Source organism: Leclercia sp. LSNIH8 (assembly GCF_002920195.1).
Taxonomy (GTDB): domain Bacteria; phylum Pseudomonadota; class Gammaproteobacteria; order Enterobacterales; family Enterobacteriaceae; genus Enterobacter.
This window is the reverse complement of sequence record NZ_PQJY01000001.1, coordinates 642,321-657,335: the sequence shown is the minus strand read 5'-3', so window position 1 is coordinate 657,335 and position 15,015 is coordinate 642,321. Positions and strand designations below refer to the sequence as shown.

The 15,015-nt window shown below is 57.0% G+C and carries 10 protein-coding genes; 5 read left to right on the top strand and 5 right to left on the bottom strand.

All coding sequences use genetic code 11. From position 1 onward, the window contains the following. The 3 genes from lolA to lrp all read right to left on the bottom strand — a co-directional run bounded on the left by lolA (position 1) and on the right by lrp (position 5,288). The gene (lolA, locus tag C3406_RS03230; protein ID WP_103823389.1) at positions 1-615 is read right to left on the bottom strand and encodes an outer membrane lipoprotein periplasmic chaperone LolA; all 615 of its coding nucleotides are present in this window, start codon (positions 613-615) and stop codon (positions 1-3) included. A 127-nt stretch (positions 616-742) separates the two neighbouring features. Then, complete coding sequence (gene ftsK / locus C3406_RS03225) at positions 743-4,660, bottom strand: DNA translocase FtsK (protein WP_103823390.1); 3,918 nt, start codon at positions 4,658-4,660, stop codon at positions 743-745. A gap of 133 nt (positions 4,661-4,793) precedes the next feature. Continuing rightward, positions 4,794-5,288 carry a leucine-responsive transcriptional regulator Lrp gene (lrp, locus tag C3406_RS03220; protein WP_000228469.1) on the bottom strand — a complete coding sequence of 165 codons (495 nt, stop codon included), beginning with the start codon at positions 5,286-5,288 and terminating at the stop codon, positions 4,794-4,796. 549 nt (positions 5,289-5,837) lie between these two features. Here lrp and trxB point away from each other — a divergent pair. The 5 genes from trxB to infA all read left to right on the top strand — a co-directional run bounded on the left by trxB (position 5,838) and on the right by infA (position 11,667). Beyond that, a complete protein-coding gene (gene trxB / locus C3406_RS03210) occupies positions 5,838-6,806 on the top strand; it encodes a thioredoxin-disulfide reductase (RefSeq protein ID WP_103823391.1) in 969 nt (322 codons plus the stop codon). Positions 6,807-6,919: 113 nt separating this feature from the next. Continuing rightward, positions 6,920-8,686, top strand: a complete 1,767-nt coding sequence (gene cydD / locus C3406_RS03205) for a heme ABC transporter permease/ATP-binding protein CydD (protein WP_103823392.1) — start codon at positions 6,920-6,922, stop codon at positions 8,684-8,686. Then, positions 8,686-10,407 (top strand): heme ABC transporter ATP-binding protein/permease CydC, encoded by a 1,722-nt coding sequence (gene cydC / locus C3406_RS03200; RefSeq protein WP_103823393.1) that lies wholly within the window; start codon positions 8,686-8,688, stop codon positions 10,405-10,407. Before cydD ends, cydC begins: the two co-directional genes overlap by 1 nt. A 47-nt stretch (positions 10,408-10,454) precedes the next feature. Continuing rightward, the gene (aat, locus tag C3406_RS03195; RefSeq protein ID WP_103823394.1) at positions 10,455-11,162 is read left to right on the top strand and encodes a leucyl/phenylalanyl-tRNA--protein transferase; all 708 of its coding nucleotides are present in this window, start codon (positions 10,455-10,457) and stop codon (positions 11,160-11,162) included. Positions 11,163-11,448: 286 nt separating this feature from the next. Further along, positions 11,449-11,667 carry a translation initiation factor IF-1 gene (gene infA / locus C3406_RS03190; RefSeq protein WP_001040187.1) on the top strand — a complete coding sequence of 73 codons (219 nt, stop codon included), beginning with the start codon at positions 11,449-11,451 and terminating at the stop codon, positions 11,665-11,667. Between the two features lie 77 nt (positions 11,668-11,744). On the opposite strand, the gene C3406_RS03185 is transcribed toward infA, so the two are convergent. Together C3406_RS03185 and clpA are read right to left on the bottom strand one after the other, a co-directional pair. Next, entirely contained in the window at positions 11,745-12,161 is a 417-nt protein-coding gene (locus tag C3406_RS03185; RefSeq protein ID WP_103823395.1) for a hypothetical protein, read from the bottom strand. A 569-nt stretch (positions 12,162-12,730) separates the two neighbouring features. Beyond that, positions 12,731-15,007, bottom strand: a complete 2,277-nt coding sequence (clpA, locus tag C3406_RS03170; protein WP_103823398.1) for an ATP-dependent Clp protease ATP-binding subunit ClpA — start codon at positions 15,005-15,007, stop codon at positions 12,731-12,733. Positions 15,008-15,015: the final 8 nt, after the last annotated feature.

Below are 15,015 nucleotides of genomic sequence, written 5' to 3'. Positions count from 1 at the left end.
TTACTTATTACGTTGATCGTCCACCGTTACGCCCTTCGGCGGGGTAAAGGTGAATTTCGATGCATCGACCGCACCGTTCTGCTGGGATTTCAGCTGATAGCTGCTGCGCTGATCGTCCTGCTCAACGGCGCTGAATTGGTTAATGGTACCGTTGCTGCTCACGTTGATGGTGAACTGCTTCAGGTTGCCCGTGCTGCCTTTCGGCGTCAGCACGAACTCATCGCCGGTCTGTTTGATGTTGTACTGCTGCCAGTCGCTGGACTGGTTACGGGCAATCAGCATAAACGGCGTGTTGCTGGTCGCATCTTTCAGCCAGGTGGCGGTAGCCTGCTCAACAAACGGGTTAAAGAACCACAGGGTTTTGCCGTCGGAGACAAGGATACTTTCGTCCGGCTGGGTCATATGCCAGTTGAACAGATTCGGACGTTTAACCCACAAGTCACCCTGGCCTTCCTGCACCGCGTTACCGCTGCCGTCGGTCACTTTCTGTGTGAAGCTGGCATGGAAGCTGCTCACTTTATCCAGGCGGCTCTTCAGGTCGCTGGCGGCATCAGCCCAGACGCTGCTTGCCACAAAGCCAGTGAGTAATGCACAGGTGATTGCGATTTTTTTCATTGTTCATCCTTACAAAGCGTCTTCCCGAAATGGGGGTTTCTGTCACTATTCTGGACCTGCCCGCAGGCAGGCGACAGAAGAAAATGCTTAATTTTTGCTGCTTTACCCATCTTTGCAATCGAGGCCGTTACTCAAATGGTGGCGGGGCCAGCACTTCACGGTTGCCGTTATGTCCCTGCTCGCTAACGATGCCCTGCGCTTCCATCTGCTCGATAATGCGCGCCGCGCGGTTATAGCCGATGCGGAACTGGCGCTGTACGCCGGAGATGGAGGCTTTACGTTTCTCGGTAACGAAGTTAACCGCCTGATCGAACAATGGATCCAGCTCTTCACCGCCGTCAAAGCCGCCGCCACCACCGCCTTCGCTTTCGCTGTCAGAGGTGATGCCTTCGACATATTGCGGACGACCGCGCGCTTTCCAGTCCTGCACCACGGCATGCACTTCCTGGTCACGAACAAACGCGCCGTGGACACGTACCGGGGAAGTCGAGTTCGGCCCCGAATAGAGCATATCCCCCATGCCGAGCAGCGATTCCGCGCCCCCCTGGTCAAGAATGGTACGGGAGTCGATTTTGCTCGACACGGTAAAGGCGATACGGGTCGGGATGTTGGCTTTAATCAGGCCGGTGATGACATCCACCGATGGACGCTGGGTCGCCAACACCAGATGGATCCCTGCCGCACGGGCTTTTTGCGCCAGGCGGGCGATCAGCTCTTCCACTTTCTTACCGACGGTCATCATCAGGTCGGCAAATTCATCCACCAGCACCACGATATACGGCAGCTTTTCCAGTACCGGATGTTCGGCATCCATGCTGTCGCCCGGTTTCCAGTACGGATCCGGAATTGGGCGTCCCATCTTCGCCGCTTCGGCAATGATGTCGTTATACCCGGCGAGGTTACGCACGCCCAGCGCAGACATCAGCTTGTAGCGACGCTCCATCTCGTTGACGCTCCAGCGCAGGGCGTTGGCAGCGTCTTTCATGTCGGTCACGACTTCGGTCAGCAGATGCGGGATCCCTTCATAGACTGACAGCTCCAGCATTTTCGGGTCGATCATGATGAAACGCACATCTTCCGGCTGCGCTTTATAAAGCATGCTGAGGATCATGGCGTTCACGCCGACAGATTTACCGGAGCCGGTGGTACCCGCCACCAGCAGGTGCGGCATTTTAGCCAAATCGGCCACCACAGGCTCACCCGCGATGTCTTTACCCAGCACCACGCTCAGTGGCGACGGGTTATCGCGGAACTTGGCGTTATCAAGCACTTCACGCAGGTAAACGGTCTGGCGTTTTTTGTTCGGCAGCTCCAGACCCACATAGGGTTTGCCTGGGATCACCTCAACCACGCGCACAGCCACGGTCGACAGCGAACGCGCCAGGTCACGGGAGAGATTGGAAATACGCGCGGCTTTAACACCCGGCGCCAGGTTCAGCTCGAAGCGGGTGATGACCGGGCCCGGGGAATAGTTCACCACATCCGCTTTAATACGGAAGTCGGCCAGACGCGCTTCAACCAGACGAGCCATCTGCTCCAGGGCAAAGGTATCGACCGGCTCCACTTCCGTTGGCGGCGGCGTTAACAGATCCAACGACGGCAGCGGCGTGGTTGGCTTTTGCAGTGGGCGGCTGTCGCCATTGCGCATCAACAACGGATGGATCAGGCTCTGCTGAGGCTGAGCGGCTGGCTGCTGTGGCTGCACCGGCTGTTGCGGCTGTTGCGGCTGCGCATACTGCTGCGGCTGCACGGACTGCTGAGGCTGTGCATACTGCTGCGGCTGAACAGGCTGCTGCGGTTGAGCATACTGCTGCGGCTGCACCGGCTGTTGCGGCTGCGCATACTGCTGCAGCTGAACAGGCTGCTGCGGTTTTGCATACTGATGGGGCTGAACAGGCTGCTGCGGTTGTGCAACATGTTGTGGCTGCACGGACTGCTGCGGCTGTGGCGGCGTAACCGGCTGACGTGGTGGCTCGGCTTCCGGCATCACGCCAGGCGTAAACAGCGGTTCACTCGGCGTATCATCCACCAGATCTTTCATTGGCGAGAATTCAAAGTCCGCCAGCGAGAAAGGGTTAGCTCCTGTCGGTTGCTCACCGGAATAACGCTGCTGCTGGGTGGCGGCGAACTGGCGAGCCAGCTCCGCTTCGGCGGCACTATCTTCGTCATCCTGCGTTTCAAAGGACTGTGGCTGGGCCTGATACTCATCACCACCGTACCGCTGCTGTTGCTGCTGAGCGAACTGGCGGGCCAGCTCCTCCTGCTGCTGCATTTCATCGGCATCGTCGTCGTAGTGTTCATCATACTGATGGCGTCCGGCTTCACGCGCTTTCTCTTCGGCCATTCGTTGGGAAGGCAGCTTGATACCATACGAGGCCAGTTCACGGCGGGTCGGAACACGTACGCGGTTAGGACGCGGCAACTGCGGACCAATCCCCTCTTTTACCTGCGGACGCGGTGCGCCGCCGGTTGCCAGGCTGAATAACGGCGCGGCGGCGCTGGCCGCAGCGGCGCCTGCGCTTGTTGCCTGCTGTACGCTTGCGGCAACAGGAGCGACGGCGGAAGCGGGTTCCACAGCGGGAACCGGAATTGCCGGGGTTTCAGCGGCTTTAACCGGGGCTGGCTCTTGTGCCTCCTCGGGTACCGGCTGATACCAGGCCGCAAGCTGTTCGCGTTCCCGGGCACGTTTTTCTTCCACCTCTTCGAAATAGTAAAGCGGTGGACGGGACGGTTTCACCTCTTCAACCGGCGGCTCTTCGACAACCGGCGGGGTGATAACAGGCTCTGGCTGATAAACGGGTTCAGACTGATAAACAGGTTCAGGCTGATAAACAGGTTCAGGCTGATAAACAGGTTCAGGCTGATAAACAGGTTCAGGCTGATAAGGCGGTTGCCACTCCTGCTGCGCGGCGGTGACATACGGTTCCGGCTCCGGCGCAGGGATCGGCGATGCAGGCGCAGCAGGTTGCGCTTGCCATTCAACCGCATGTTGCTGCAGCGGCATCTCTGGCACAGAAGGCGTCGGGGTGATCGGTTCAACCGGCGCAGCAAAGGCCTGGGTTGCTGTGGTTGCGGCGGCAGCGGCAGCAAGGGGCTCAGCTACTGAGTGACCGTTGAGCAGCGGATCGAACTCATCATAATCGGACGGCAGTGCACGATTACCGGAGAACAATACATCATCCGGATCGGCGGCAACACCACGGGCACTATAAGCCACCTCTTCTTCGTCATCCATCCGTTTGCCGGAGAACAACGCCGCGTCGGTTTTGCGGCCTAATGGATTGGCGAATTTCTCTGCCACACGCTTACGGCGCGCCAGCGCCCCGCGCATAATGCGGGCGCGGCGAGATTCACGACGCTCAGCGCTCGGCTCAGCCTCTTCGTAGTCATCTTCATACTCTTCGTCGTTAACCCAGGTATCGTCGCGACGGGTGCGGTTGCTGGCAAAGGTCAGGATATTGAGGATCACGCTGCCAATTTTCTCGGCGATGGTGACCCAGGACCAGCCGGTAAACAGCGTCAGCCCCGCCCCCCAGACGCAGAGCAGCGCCAGAGTACCACCGCTGCTGTGCAGCATCGGCTGTAGCGCGGTGCTCAGCAGGCTGCCAATCACGCCGCCGGAGGCAAAATACCAGATGTCGTCGGCGTTAATCGCCGCCAGGCCGCAGGAGGTGAGGATCAGGGCAAGCGCACCAATCAGGCGCAGCGAGACAGCAAAATAGTCGATGTAATCATCGTTCTGGCGATGGCGCCAGGCAAACCAGCAGCCGCCAATAATAATGACGGGAAGGGTGTACGCCATTATGCCAAAGATAAAGAACAGCGTGTCCGCCAGCCATGCCCCCGGTACGCCGCCTAAATTATGGATAGGCTCATGCCATGCGGTTTGTGACCAGCTGGGATCGGAGGGATTAAAACTGAGTAAGGCTGCCATCAACCAGACGGCAAAAAGAGCAACAAGGATCAGTAACGCCTCAAGGAGTCGGCGCCCACTGCTGAGCTTGGTTAAATTGACTTCTTTGTCTTCGGTATATTCCTGGCTCAAAACAGGCTCTCCAGGTATCAGGCAATTCCTGCCTGCGTGCTAAACGGACAACAGTGCCGGGAAGCCCGACACTGTTGCTGTATGGATTACCAGGAGTGTAATCAAAGTACGCTGATAATGCACCTGTTCCGTGTTAGCGCGTCTTAATAACCAGACGATTGCTCTGTTTGACTTCTTCCATTACCACGTAGGTACGGGTGTCGTTCACACCAGGCAGTCGCAGCAGGGTTTCGCCCAGCAGCTTACGGTAGGCGGACATATCAGGCACGCGGGTTTTCAACAGATAGTCGAAATCACCGGAAACCAGATGACACTCTTGAATTTCTTCAAGTTTTTGTACGGCGGCATTGAACTGCTCAAACACATCCGGCGCACCACGATTCAGAGTAATCTCAACAAATACCAGAAGTGAGGCATCCAGATAATGCGGGTTCAGCAGCGCTGTATAGCCCTGAATAAAACCCTGTCTTTCCAGTCGGCGCACACGCTCAAGGCATGGCGTCGGGGAAAGTCCCACACGTTTTGAAAGCTCGACGTTGGAAATACGCCCATCCTTTTGCAATTCATTAAGAATGTTACGATCGATGCGGTCGAGATCTTTGCCAGGGCGCTTCTTGCTATCTACCATTATTATTGTCTCTCTGTATTCCTTCCCTAACTCCTGCCAGGACCCTGTGCACTTCACTGTTCAGAGTCTTTCCCCGCGGTTAATCGCATCGCCTGTTTTATAGTTTGCGCGATCCGATTGGGGTTATGTGGTATGAAGACCGTTGCCCAGAGGCGGCCATCAACATCACGTATGGCATCTGTCCACACCATGCGTAGATTTCGCTGACCCGGTAAAAATGGTGATTTTGTGCATGACTATGCGTTACACAAAGACCATTTTTTTTCTTCCTTGAATGTTTTCGCAAAAGCGCAGGGGATTGTCAAAGCAAAACATCGATTTTTAGTACAACATGTCGGATATTCATTACGTCCGGCGATTAATCCTCATTTTATCGCCGTCGTTTCGACCGATTACCCATGATTATTGTTATAAAATTACCTTTTCTTTCCTCTCGTTGATTGGCCCTTTCTATCACACACATCGTTAACAAAATCGCTGTGCCCTTTTTTTACGCCAACAAATTCCCTACAATCCGGGAAAATGTCTGCCAACAACAATGAGGATCTCATGGGCACGGCCAAACACAGTAAGCTGCTAATTCTTGGTTCTGGACCTGCGGGATATACCGCAGCGGTCTACGCTGCACGCGCTAACCTGCAACCGGTACTGATTACGGGCATGGAAAAAGGCGGTCAGCTGACCACCACCACCGAAGTTGAAAACTGGCCAGGCGATCCTGAAGGCCTGACCGGGCCGCTGCTGATGGAGCGCATGCACGAGCATGCCGCCAAATTTGATACCGAAATCATTTTTGACCACATCAACAAGGTCGATCTGCAAAACCGTCCGTTCCGCCTGACCGGTGACAACGCGGAGTATACCTGCGACGCGCTGATCGTTGCGACCGGCGCCTCTGCCCGCTATCTGGGTCTGCCTTCTGAAGAGGAATTTAAAGGTCGCGGCGTATCTGCCTGCGCAACCTGCGACGGTTTCTTCTATCGCAACCAGAAGGTCGCGGTCATCGGCGGCGGCAATACTGCGGTTGAAGAGGCACTCTATCTGGCGAATATCGCCTCTGAAGTGCACCTCATTCACCGCCGTGATACTTTCCGCGCGGAAAAGATCCTGATTAAACGTCTGATGGACAAAGTGGCCAGCGGCAATATCGTGCTGCACACCCACCGCACGCTGGAAGAAGTGACCGGCGATCAGATGGGCGTGGCGGGCCTGCGCATCCGTGACACCCAGAACACCGACAACGTTGAAACGCTGGAAGTAGCAGGTCTGTTTGTTGCCATCGGCCACAGCCCGAACACCGCTATCTTCGACGGCCAGCTTGAGCTGGAGAACGGCTATATCAAAGTGCAGTCAGGTATTCATGGTAATGCTACCCAGACCAGCATCCCGGGCGTGTTCGCTGCGGGCGACGTGATGGACCACATTTATCGTCAGGCGATCACCTCTGCGGGCACCGGTTGTATGGCGGCGCTGGATGCAGAACGATATCTCGACGGACTGGCCGATCAGAGCAAATAATTTTTACAGATCAGCAACAAACGTAAATAAGGCGGCGATAAGTCGCCTTTATCGTCTCTGCGTTGTAACATTGCCGTGCCCAATACCTAATAACATCACCTGCAAAGCACGCAATGGAAAAAACCCGTCAACAAGAGTTAACTCGCTGGCTTAAAAAGCAAAGCGTTATTTCCCGCCGCTGGCTGAATATTTCCCGTCTTTTGGGGTTTATCAGCGGACTGTTGATTGTCGGCCAGGCATGGCTTCTGGCCCGCATTCTTAACCATATGATTATGGAAAATATCCCGCGCGAGGCGCTGTTACTGCCTTTCATTGTGTTGATTCTGGTCTTTGTTCTGCGTGCCTGGGTGGTCTGGTTGCGCGAGCGCGTGGGCTTCCACGCCGGGCAGAACATTCGCTATGAAATTCGCCGCCAGGTGCTGGACAGGCTACAGGAGGCCGGGCCTGCCTGGATCCAAGGCAAGCCCGCCGGAAGCTGGGCGACGCTTATCCTCGAACAGATCGATGATATGCATGACTACTACGCCCGCTATCTGCCCCAGATGGCGCTGGCCGCTTTCGTTCCCCTGCTGATCGTGCTCGCGATTTTTCCTTACAACTGGGTCGCCGCGCTGATCCTGCTGGGCACCGCCCCGCTGATCCCGCTCTTTATGGCGATGGTCGGTATGGGGGCTGCCGACGCCAACCGCCGCAACTTCCTGGCGCTCGGTCGTCTCAGCGGCCACTTCCTTGACCGTCTGCGCGGCATGGAAACGCTGCGTATTTTTGGTCGCGGTAAAGCCGAAACCGACAACATCCGCCACGCCTCCCAGGATTTCCGTCAGCGCACCATGGAAGTGTTACGCCTGGCATTTTTATCCTCCGGGGTGCTGGAGTTCTTCACCTCCCTGTCGATTGCGCTGGTTGCCGTCTATTTCGGTTTCTCCTATCTGGGCGCCCTTGATTTCGGTCATTACGGTACCGCCGTGACCCTTTTTGCAGGCTTTCTGGCGTTAATTCTGGCGCCGGAATTTTTCCAGCCGCTGCGCGATCTGGGCACTTTCTATCATGCGAAAGCGCAGGCGGTGGGTGCCGCCGACAGCCTGAAAACCTTCCTTGAAACGCCGCTGGCTCATCCGCAGCGTGGCGACGTGACCCTGAACACCACCAGACCGGTCAGCATTGAAGCAGAGAATTTCTGCGTACTGTCGCCGGAAGGTAAAGTCCTTGCCGGCCCTCTGAACTTTACCCTCGCGGCAGGTCAGCGCGTGGTGCTGGTTGGCACCAGCGGCTCCGGTAAAAGCTCCCTGCTGAATGCGTTATCCGGTTTTATGGCCTACAGCGGCTCGCTGCGCATCAACCAGGCCGAGCTCTCAGCGCTCGATCCTGACGAGTGGCGCACCCATTTAAGCTGGGTAGGACAGAACCCGCAGCTTCCGGCGGCCACGCTGCGGGAAAACGTGCTGCTGGCGCGCCCGGACGCCAGCGAAGAAGAGCTACAGTCGGTGCTCGACCGCGCCTGGGTCAGCGAGTTTCTGCCCCTGCTGCCGAACGGCGTGGATACGGTGGTGGGCGATCAGTCGGCGGGGCTTTCCGTCGGCCAGGCGCAGCGCATTGCCGTGGCCCGCGCCCTGCTTAACCCGTGTCAGCTTTTATTGCTGGATGAACCCGCCGCCAGCCTGGATGCGCACAGTGAACAGCGCGTGATGATGGCCCTTGATGCCGCCTCGCAGCAGCAAACCACGCTGATGGTAACTCACCAGCTGGAGGGCATCTCCCGCTGGGATCAGATCTGGGTCATGGACAATGGTCAGCTTGTTGAGCAGGGCGATTACGCTACGCTCGCGGCGGCACAGGGGCCGTTTGCGGCCCTGCTGGCAAACCGTCAGGAGGAGATTTGATGCGCGCTTTACTGCCTTATCTGGCGCTTTATATGCGCCACAAATGGATGCTGACGCTGGGGGTGGTGCTGGCGATTGTCACCCTGCTGGCGAGTATCGGCCTGTTGACGCTCTCCGGCTGGTTCCTCTCTGCCTCCGCGGTCGCCGGTTTTGCCGGGCTCTACAGCTTTAACTATATGCTGCCTGCCGCCGGGGTGCGCGGTACGGCCATCACCCGTACCGCCGGGCGCTACTTTGAACGTCTGGTCAGCCATGACGCGACCTTCCGCGTGCTGCAACACCTGCGCGTTACCACCTTCAGCAAGCTGCTCCCCCTCTCCCCTGCCGGACTGGCACGCTATCGCCAGGGGGAACTGCTTAACCGCGTCGCCGCCGACGTAGATACCCTCGATCACCTCTATTTGCGCGTGATCTCTCCGCTGGTGGGCGCCCTGGTGGTAATTGTGGTGGTCACCCTTGGGCTGTGCCTGCTGGACGTTCACATTGCGCTGATGCTCGGCGGGATCATGCTCGCAACGCTCTTTATCTTACCCCCGCTGTTTTACCGCGCCGGCAAACCGACCGGTGAAAAGCTGACGCGTCTGCGGGGCGAGTATCGCCAGCAGCTGACGGGCTGGCTACAGGGTCAGGCGGAGCTGACCATCTTTGGTGCCAGCCGCCGCTACCGTGCGCAGATGGAAAATACCGAGCTGAACTGGCACGAAGCCCAGCGCAAGCAGTCGGAACTCACGGCCCTCTCCCAGGCGCTGATGCTGTTAATTGGCGGAGGCGCAGTCATGGCGATGCTGTGGATGGCTTCCGGCGGCGTGGGCGATAACGCGCAGCCAGGCCCGTTAATCGCCCTGTTTGTCTTCTGTGCGCTGGCGGCGTTTGAAGCCCTGGCGCCGGTGACCGGTGCCTTTCAGCACCTGGGCCAGGTGGTGGCCTCCGCGCTGCGGATCACCCAGATTACCGGCCAGCAGCCGGAAGTGCAGTTCAGTACGACCGCATCAGCGGTCCCTGAGCAGCTGGCCCTGTGCCTTTCGGATGTCAGTTTTGCCTATGAAGGTCAGGCGCAGCCCGCGCTGGACCACATTAATCTGACGATCCCCGCGGGCGCCCATGTGGCGGTGCTGGGTCGCACAGGCTGCGGTAAATCGACACTGCTGCAGCTGCTGACCAGAGCATGGGACCCGGCGCAGGGTCAGATCCTGTTTAACGACACGCCTCTGGTGCAGATGAGCGAGACTGCGCTGCGCAAAACGGTAAGCGTGGTGCCCCAGCGGGTTCATCTTTTCAGCGCCACCCTGCGCGATAACCTGCTGTTAGCTGCGCCCGGTGCTGCCGATGAAGCATTACGCGGGATGCTGGAAAAAGTAGGTCTGCACAAGCTGCTGGAAGATGAAGGGCTCAACAGCTGGCTTGGCGAAGGTGGCCGTCAGTTATCCGGCGGCGAGCTGCGCCGCCTGGCCATTGCGCGTGCGCTGCTTCACAATGCGCCGCTGATGCTGCTGGATGAGCCAACCGAAGGGCTGGACGCGACTACCGAGCGGCAAATCCTTGATTTACTGAAAAAAGAGATGCAGGACAAAACCGTGCTGATGGTGACGCACCGTCTGCGCGGCCTGGCGGATTTCGATCAAATTATTGTGATGGACAACGGACAAATTATTGAGCAAGGTAATCACGCTGAACTGTTGGCAAAACAGGGCCGCTACTACCAGTTCAAACAACGTCTGTAGTCTATATTTGAACCGATCCCCACTTTGCGTACTGGAGTTTTGTTGTCATGCGCCTGGTCCAGCTCTCTCGTCACTCTCTTGCGTTCCCTTCTCCGGAAGGGGCGCTGCGTGAACCTAATGGTTTGCTGGCCCTGGGCGGCGATCTGAGTCCGTCGCGTTTACTGATGGCCTACCAACGGGGGATTTTTCCGTGGTTCTCTCCCGGCGATCCCATCTTATGGTGGTCGCCCGACCCCCGCGCCGTTCTGTGGCCTGCGGAGTTTCATATCAGCCGCAGCATGAAGCGTTTTCACGCTCGCTCCCCTTATCGCGTCACCCTCAACCATGCGTTTGGTCAGGTGATCGAGGGCTGCGCCAGCGATCGCTTTGAAGGAACCTGGATCACGCCCGAGGTGATCGTCGCCTACCATCGCCTGCACGAGCTGGGCTACGCCCATTCGATTGAGGTATGGGATGATAAGGATGAACTGGTGGGCGGCATGTACGGCGTGGCGCAGGGCACGCTGTTTTGCGGCGAGTCGATGTTCAGCCGCGCGGTTAACGCCTCGAAAACCGCGTTGCTGATCTTCTGCGAACGCTTTGCCCGCAGCGGCGGCAAGTTAGTTGACTGCCAGGTGCTGAACGAACATACCGCCTCTCTGGGTGTCGTGGAGATCTCGCGCCATGAATATCTGGCGCAGCTGGCGACCCTGCGCATGCAAAAATTACCGCAAAATTTCTGGGTGCCGACGACGTTATTTACGCCTCAGGGATAAATGTTTTCCGCATATTTTTCCTCAAGGTGCTATAATTCTGCCGCAGAGTAGGTTCTGCCTGTTGCCCCGCCGCCGTTTGGGAATAGTTCGCATCCGATAACGCCCTATCGTTTATCCTGCCACCTCCCCTTTACGTATGCGCTTTTCGTACGGTTGAACCGTGACGTCCGGGCAATACGCTGAAACTGCTTTGTTGCGTTTTAAACGCACAAATCTTTACTTAATTGAGGAATTTCGGCATTATCTTGCCGGTTCAAAACTTGGTAGTGATACCCCAGAGGATTAGATGGCCAAAGAAGACAATATTGAAATGCAGGGTACCGTTCTGGAAACGTTGCCTAACACCATGTTTCGCGTAGAACTGGAAAACGGTCACGTCGTTACCGCGCATATCTCCGGTAAAATGCGTAAGAACTATATCCGTATTCTGACGGGCGACAAAGTGACTGTTGAGCTGACCCCGTACGACCTGAGCAAAGGCCGCATTGTCTTCCGTAGTCGCTAAGAGTATTTCGCCTGCAATGGCGTACAAAGAATAATAAAGGCCGGGTTATCCCGGCCTTTTTTTATGCCCCGCCCGTATCAGTGGATACGCACTACGGTCAGATCCGCCAGCATGGTATGCGCAATATCATGCAGCAGCCCGGTAAGGTGCGGGAGCATCTCGCGGTCGAAATGCGACACCAGCAGCACATGGTTTAAGGCCCGGCAGTAATCACACTGGGCTTCGGTGCTGTCCAGCAGCCACTCCTGTTTGTGCGAGGGCGGGATCTCGTTCTCATCCAGCACACGAAAATCGGTCATGGATTTTGCCAGCTCAGCGCTGAATGCATCAAGGTAGGCTGCCAGGCAGCGGCAGACAGGCTGCGTTTGCGGCAGCGAGTCGCAATCGACAAGGATTTCGGTAAGCAGGTTGCAGCGCGCAGCGAGCGTGGAGAGATCGTGGGCACAGACTTCAAGTTCGCTATAAAGCTGGGGAATAGGGTTTTCATTGGTCATAAAGAGTCCTTTATGCACGGCAAATTATCATTGTGCGCGCTTTCAGGATGCCAATACTGGCACCTGATTTTGCAGGTGCATCGCCATTCTAATACTGTGATTTTATCCAGCGATTTTCTCTTTTAAATTCTGGATAACGCCTCGCAAAATTTTGATGTGGGGTAAGGTGAATATGCGGCTTAAGTAGTCGTTCCGTTCACCTTACGTTCCTTGCTTCTCTGATACGTCGGAACCGGTGAACGTGCCAGGGGGGCTCGCCGCCTCCCCCCTGGCAACCCCGGCTCCCGGCAAAGAAAATCGCCGCTTCGCGGTGCCCTCAGCTTATTCCTACAGGCTTTCGGGTCGGGCACCAGCCTGCATCCATGCAGGCTATGCCCTCTCGGCGCTTCCATGCGCCTCGCCCCGGCCTTACGGAAACGCTTCGGCGATTTTCAGCCGGACCTGGTCATCGCTGTAACTCTCAATTCACCTTTAATGACTTTATCGCTTCAGGTATTCAAAATTACCAACCCGGCCACATCCATAAAAAAACCGGGCTTTCGCCCGGTTTTTACCATCACGCAACAGCGTTAGTGAGCCGCTTCCGGCTTATGCTTCGCCGCACTCTGGAAATCATACGTCAGCTCGTTCTTCGCCTGATCCAGCGCCACCGTCACCTGGCCCCCATCGACAAGCGAACCAAACAGCAGCTCGTTAGCCAACGGTTTCTTCAGGTTATCCTGAATCACACGCGCCATCGGACGGGCACCCATCGCACGATCGTAGCCTTTCTCAGCCAGCCAGTTGCGGGCCTCCTGGCTCACTTCCAGCGACACGCCTTTCTGATCCAGCTGAACCTGCAGCTCGACGATGAACTTATCCACCACCTGATGAATCACCTCGGTAGAGAGATGTTCGAACCAGATAATGTTGTCCAGACGGTTACGGAATTCCGGCGTGAAGATCTTCTTGATCTCCTCCATCGCATCGGTGCTGTTATCCTGGTGGATCAGGCCGATGGATTTACGCTCGGTTTCACGCACCCCGGCGTTGGTGGTCATCACCAGCACCACGTTGCGGAAGTCCGCCTTGCGCCCGTTGTTATCGGTCAGCGTCCCGTTATCCATCACCTGCAGCAGGATGTTGAACACGTCCGGGTGCGCTTTCTCGATTTCATCGAGCAGCAGTACCGCGTGCGGATGCTTGATCACCGCGTCGGTGAGCAGGCCGCCCTGGTCAAAGCCCACATAGCCCGGAGGCGCACCGATCAGACGGCTGACGGTGTGACGCTCCATATACTCGGACATATCAAAGCGCAGCAGCTCGATGCCCAGCGCTTTGGAGAGCTGAACCGTCACCTCGGTTTTCCCCACCCCGGTCGGGCCGGCGAACAGGAAAGAACCGACAGGCTTGTGCTCATGCCCCAGCCCGGCACGGGCCATCTTAATGGCCTCGGTTAAGGCCTCAATGGCTTTATCCTGTCCAAAGACCAGCATTTTCAGGCGATCGTTGAGGTTTTTCAGCGTATCGCGGTCGCTCTGAGAAACGCTTTTCTCAGGGATACGCGCGATGCGGGCCACCACGGATTCGATATCCGCCACGTTGACCGTTTTCTTACGCTTGCTGACCGGCATCAGACGCGCACGCGCGCCCGCTTCGTCGATCACATCAATCGCTTTATCCGGCAGGTGGCGATCGTTGATGTATTTCACCGCCAGCTCCACCGCCGCACGCACCGCTTTCGCGGTATAACGCACGTCATGGTGCGCTTCGTACTTCGGCTTCAGGCCATTGATGATCTGCACCGTTTCTTCAACCGACGGTTCAGTAATATCGATTTTCTGGAAGCGACGCGCCAGGGCACGGTCTTTTTCGAAAATATTGCTGAACTCCTGATAGGTGGTTGAGCCGATCACCCGGATCTTGCCGCTGGAGAGCAGCGGTTTAATCAGGTTGGCGGCATCCACCTGACCACCGGATGCCGCACCGGCGCCGATGATGGTATGGATCTCGTCGATAAACAGGATGCTGTTAGTATCCTGCTCCAGCTGTTTCAGCAGCGCTTTGAAACGTTTTTCAAAATCACCGCGGTATTTGGTTCCGGCCAACAGGGAACCGATATCCAGCGAATAGATGGTGCAGTCGGCGATCACTTCCGGGACGTCGCCCTGCACGATACGCCAGGCCAGCCCTTCGGCAATGGCGGTTTTACCTACGCCAGATTCCCCCACCAGCAGCGGGTTGTTCTTGCGGCGGCGGCACAGCACCTGAATCGCCCGTTCCAGCTCTTTATCGCGGCCTATCAGCGGGTCAATACCGCCAACACGGGCAAGCTGGTTAAGATTGGTGGTGAAGTTTTCCATACGTTCCTCCCCGCCTGCTTGCTCTTCGCTGTTGACCTGATGGCTGGAATCCGAAGACGGATTCGATTCGTCTTTTCGCGTTCCGTGAGAGATAAAGTTCACCACATCGAGGCGGCTGACTTCGTGTTTGCGCAGCAGGTAGGCGGCTTGCGACTCCTGCTCGCTGAAGATGGCAACCAGCACGTTGGCACCGGTGACTTCGCTACGTCCGGAGGACTGGACGTGAAATACCGCACGCTGGAGTACACGCTGGAAGCTGAGCGTCGGTTGCGTGTCGCGCTCCTCTTCACTGACGGGCAGTACAGGTGTGGTCTGTTCGATGAAGGCTTCAAGTTCCTGACGCAGCGCCACCAGATCCACGGAGCAGGCTTCAAGCGCTTCGCGGGCGGATGGGTTACTGAGCAGTGCAAGCAGCAGGTGCTCGACCGTCATAAACTCATGTCGGTGCTCACGCGCTCTGGCGAAAGCCATGTTTAAACTGAGTTCCAGTTCTTGATTGAGCATAGGCACCT

Bases quoted from the DNA above. Each gene is read 5' to 3' on its own strand.
- lrp (WP_000228469.1), bottom strand. From the start codon at position 5,288: ATGGTAGATAGCAAGAAGCGCCCTGGCAAAGATCTCGACCGCATCGAT.
- clpA (WP_103823398.1), bottom strand. From the start codon at position 15,007: ATGCTCAATCAAGAACTGGAACTCAGTTTAAACATGGCTTTCGCCAGA.
- cydD (WP_103823392.1), top strand. From the start codon at position 6,920: ATGGAAAAAACCCGTCAACAAGAGTTAACTCGCTGGCTTAAAAAGCAA.
- infA (WP_001040187.1), top strand. From the start codon at position 11,449: ATGGCCAAAGAAGACAATATTGAAATGCAGGGTACCGTTCTGGAAACG.
- cydC (WP_103823393.1), top strand. From the start codon at position 8,686: ATGCGCGCTTTACTGCCTTATCTGGCGCTTTATATGCGCCACAAATGG.
- lolA (WP_103823389.1), bottom strand. From the start codon at position 615: ATGAAAAAAATCGCAATCACCTGTGCATTACTCACTGGCTTTGTGGCA.
- aat (WP_103823394.1), top strand. From the start codon at position 10,455: ATGCGCCTGGTCCAGCTCTCTCGTCACTCTCTTGCGTTCCCTTCTCCG.
- C3406_RS03185 (WP_103823395.1), bottom strand. From the start codon at position 12,161: ATGACCAATGAAAACCCTATTCCCCAGCTTTATAGCGAACTTGAAGTC.
- trxB (WP_103823391.1), top strand. From the start codon at position 5,838: ATGGGCACGGCCAAACACAGTAAGCTGCTAATTCTTGGTTCTGGACCT.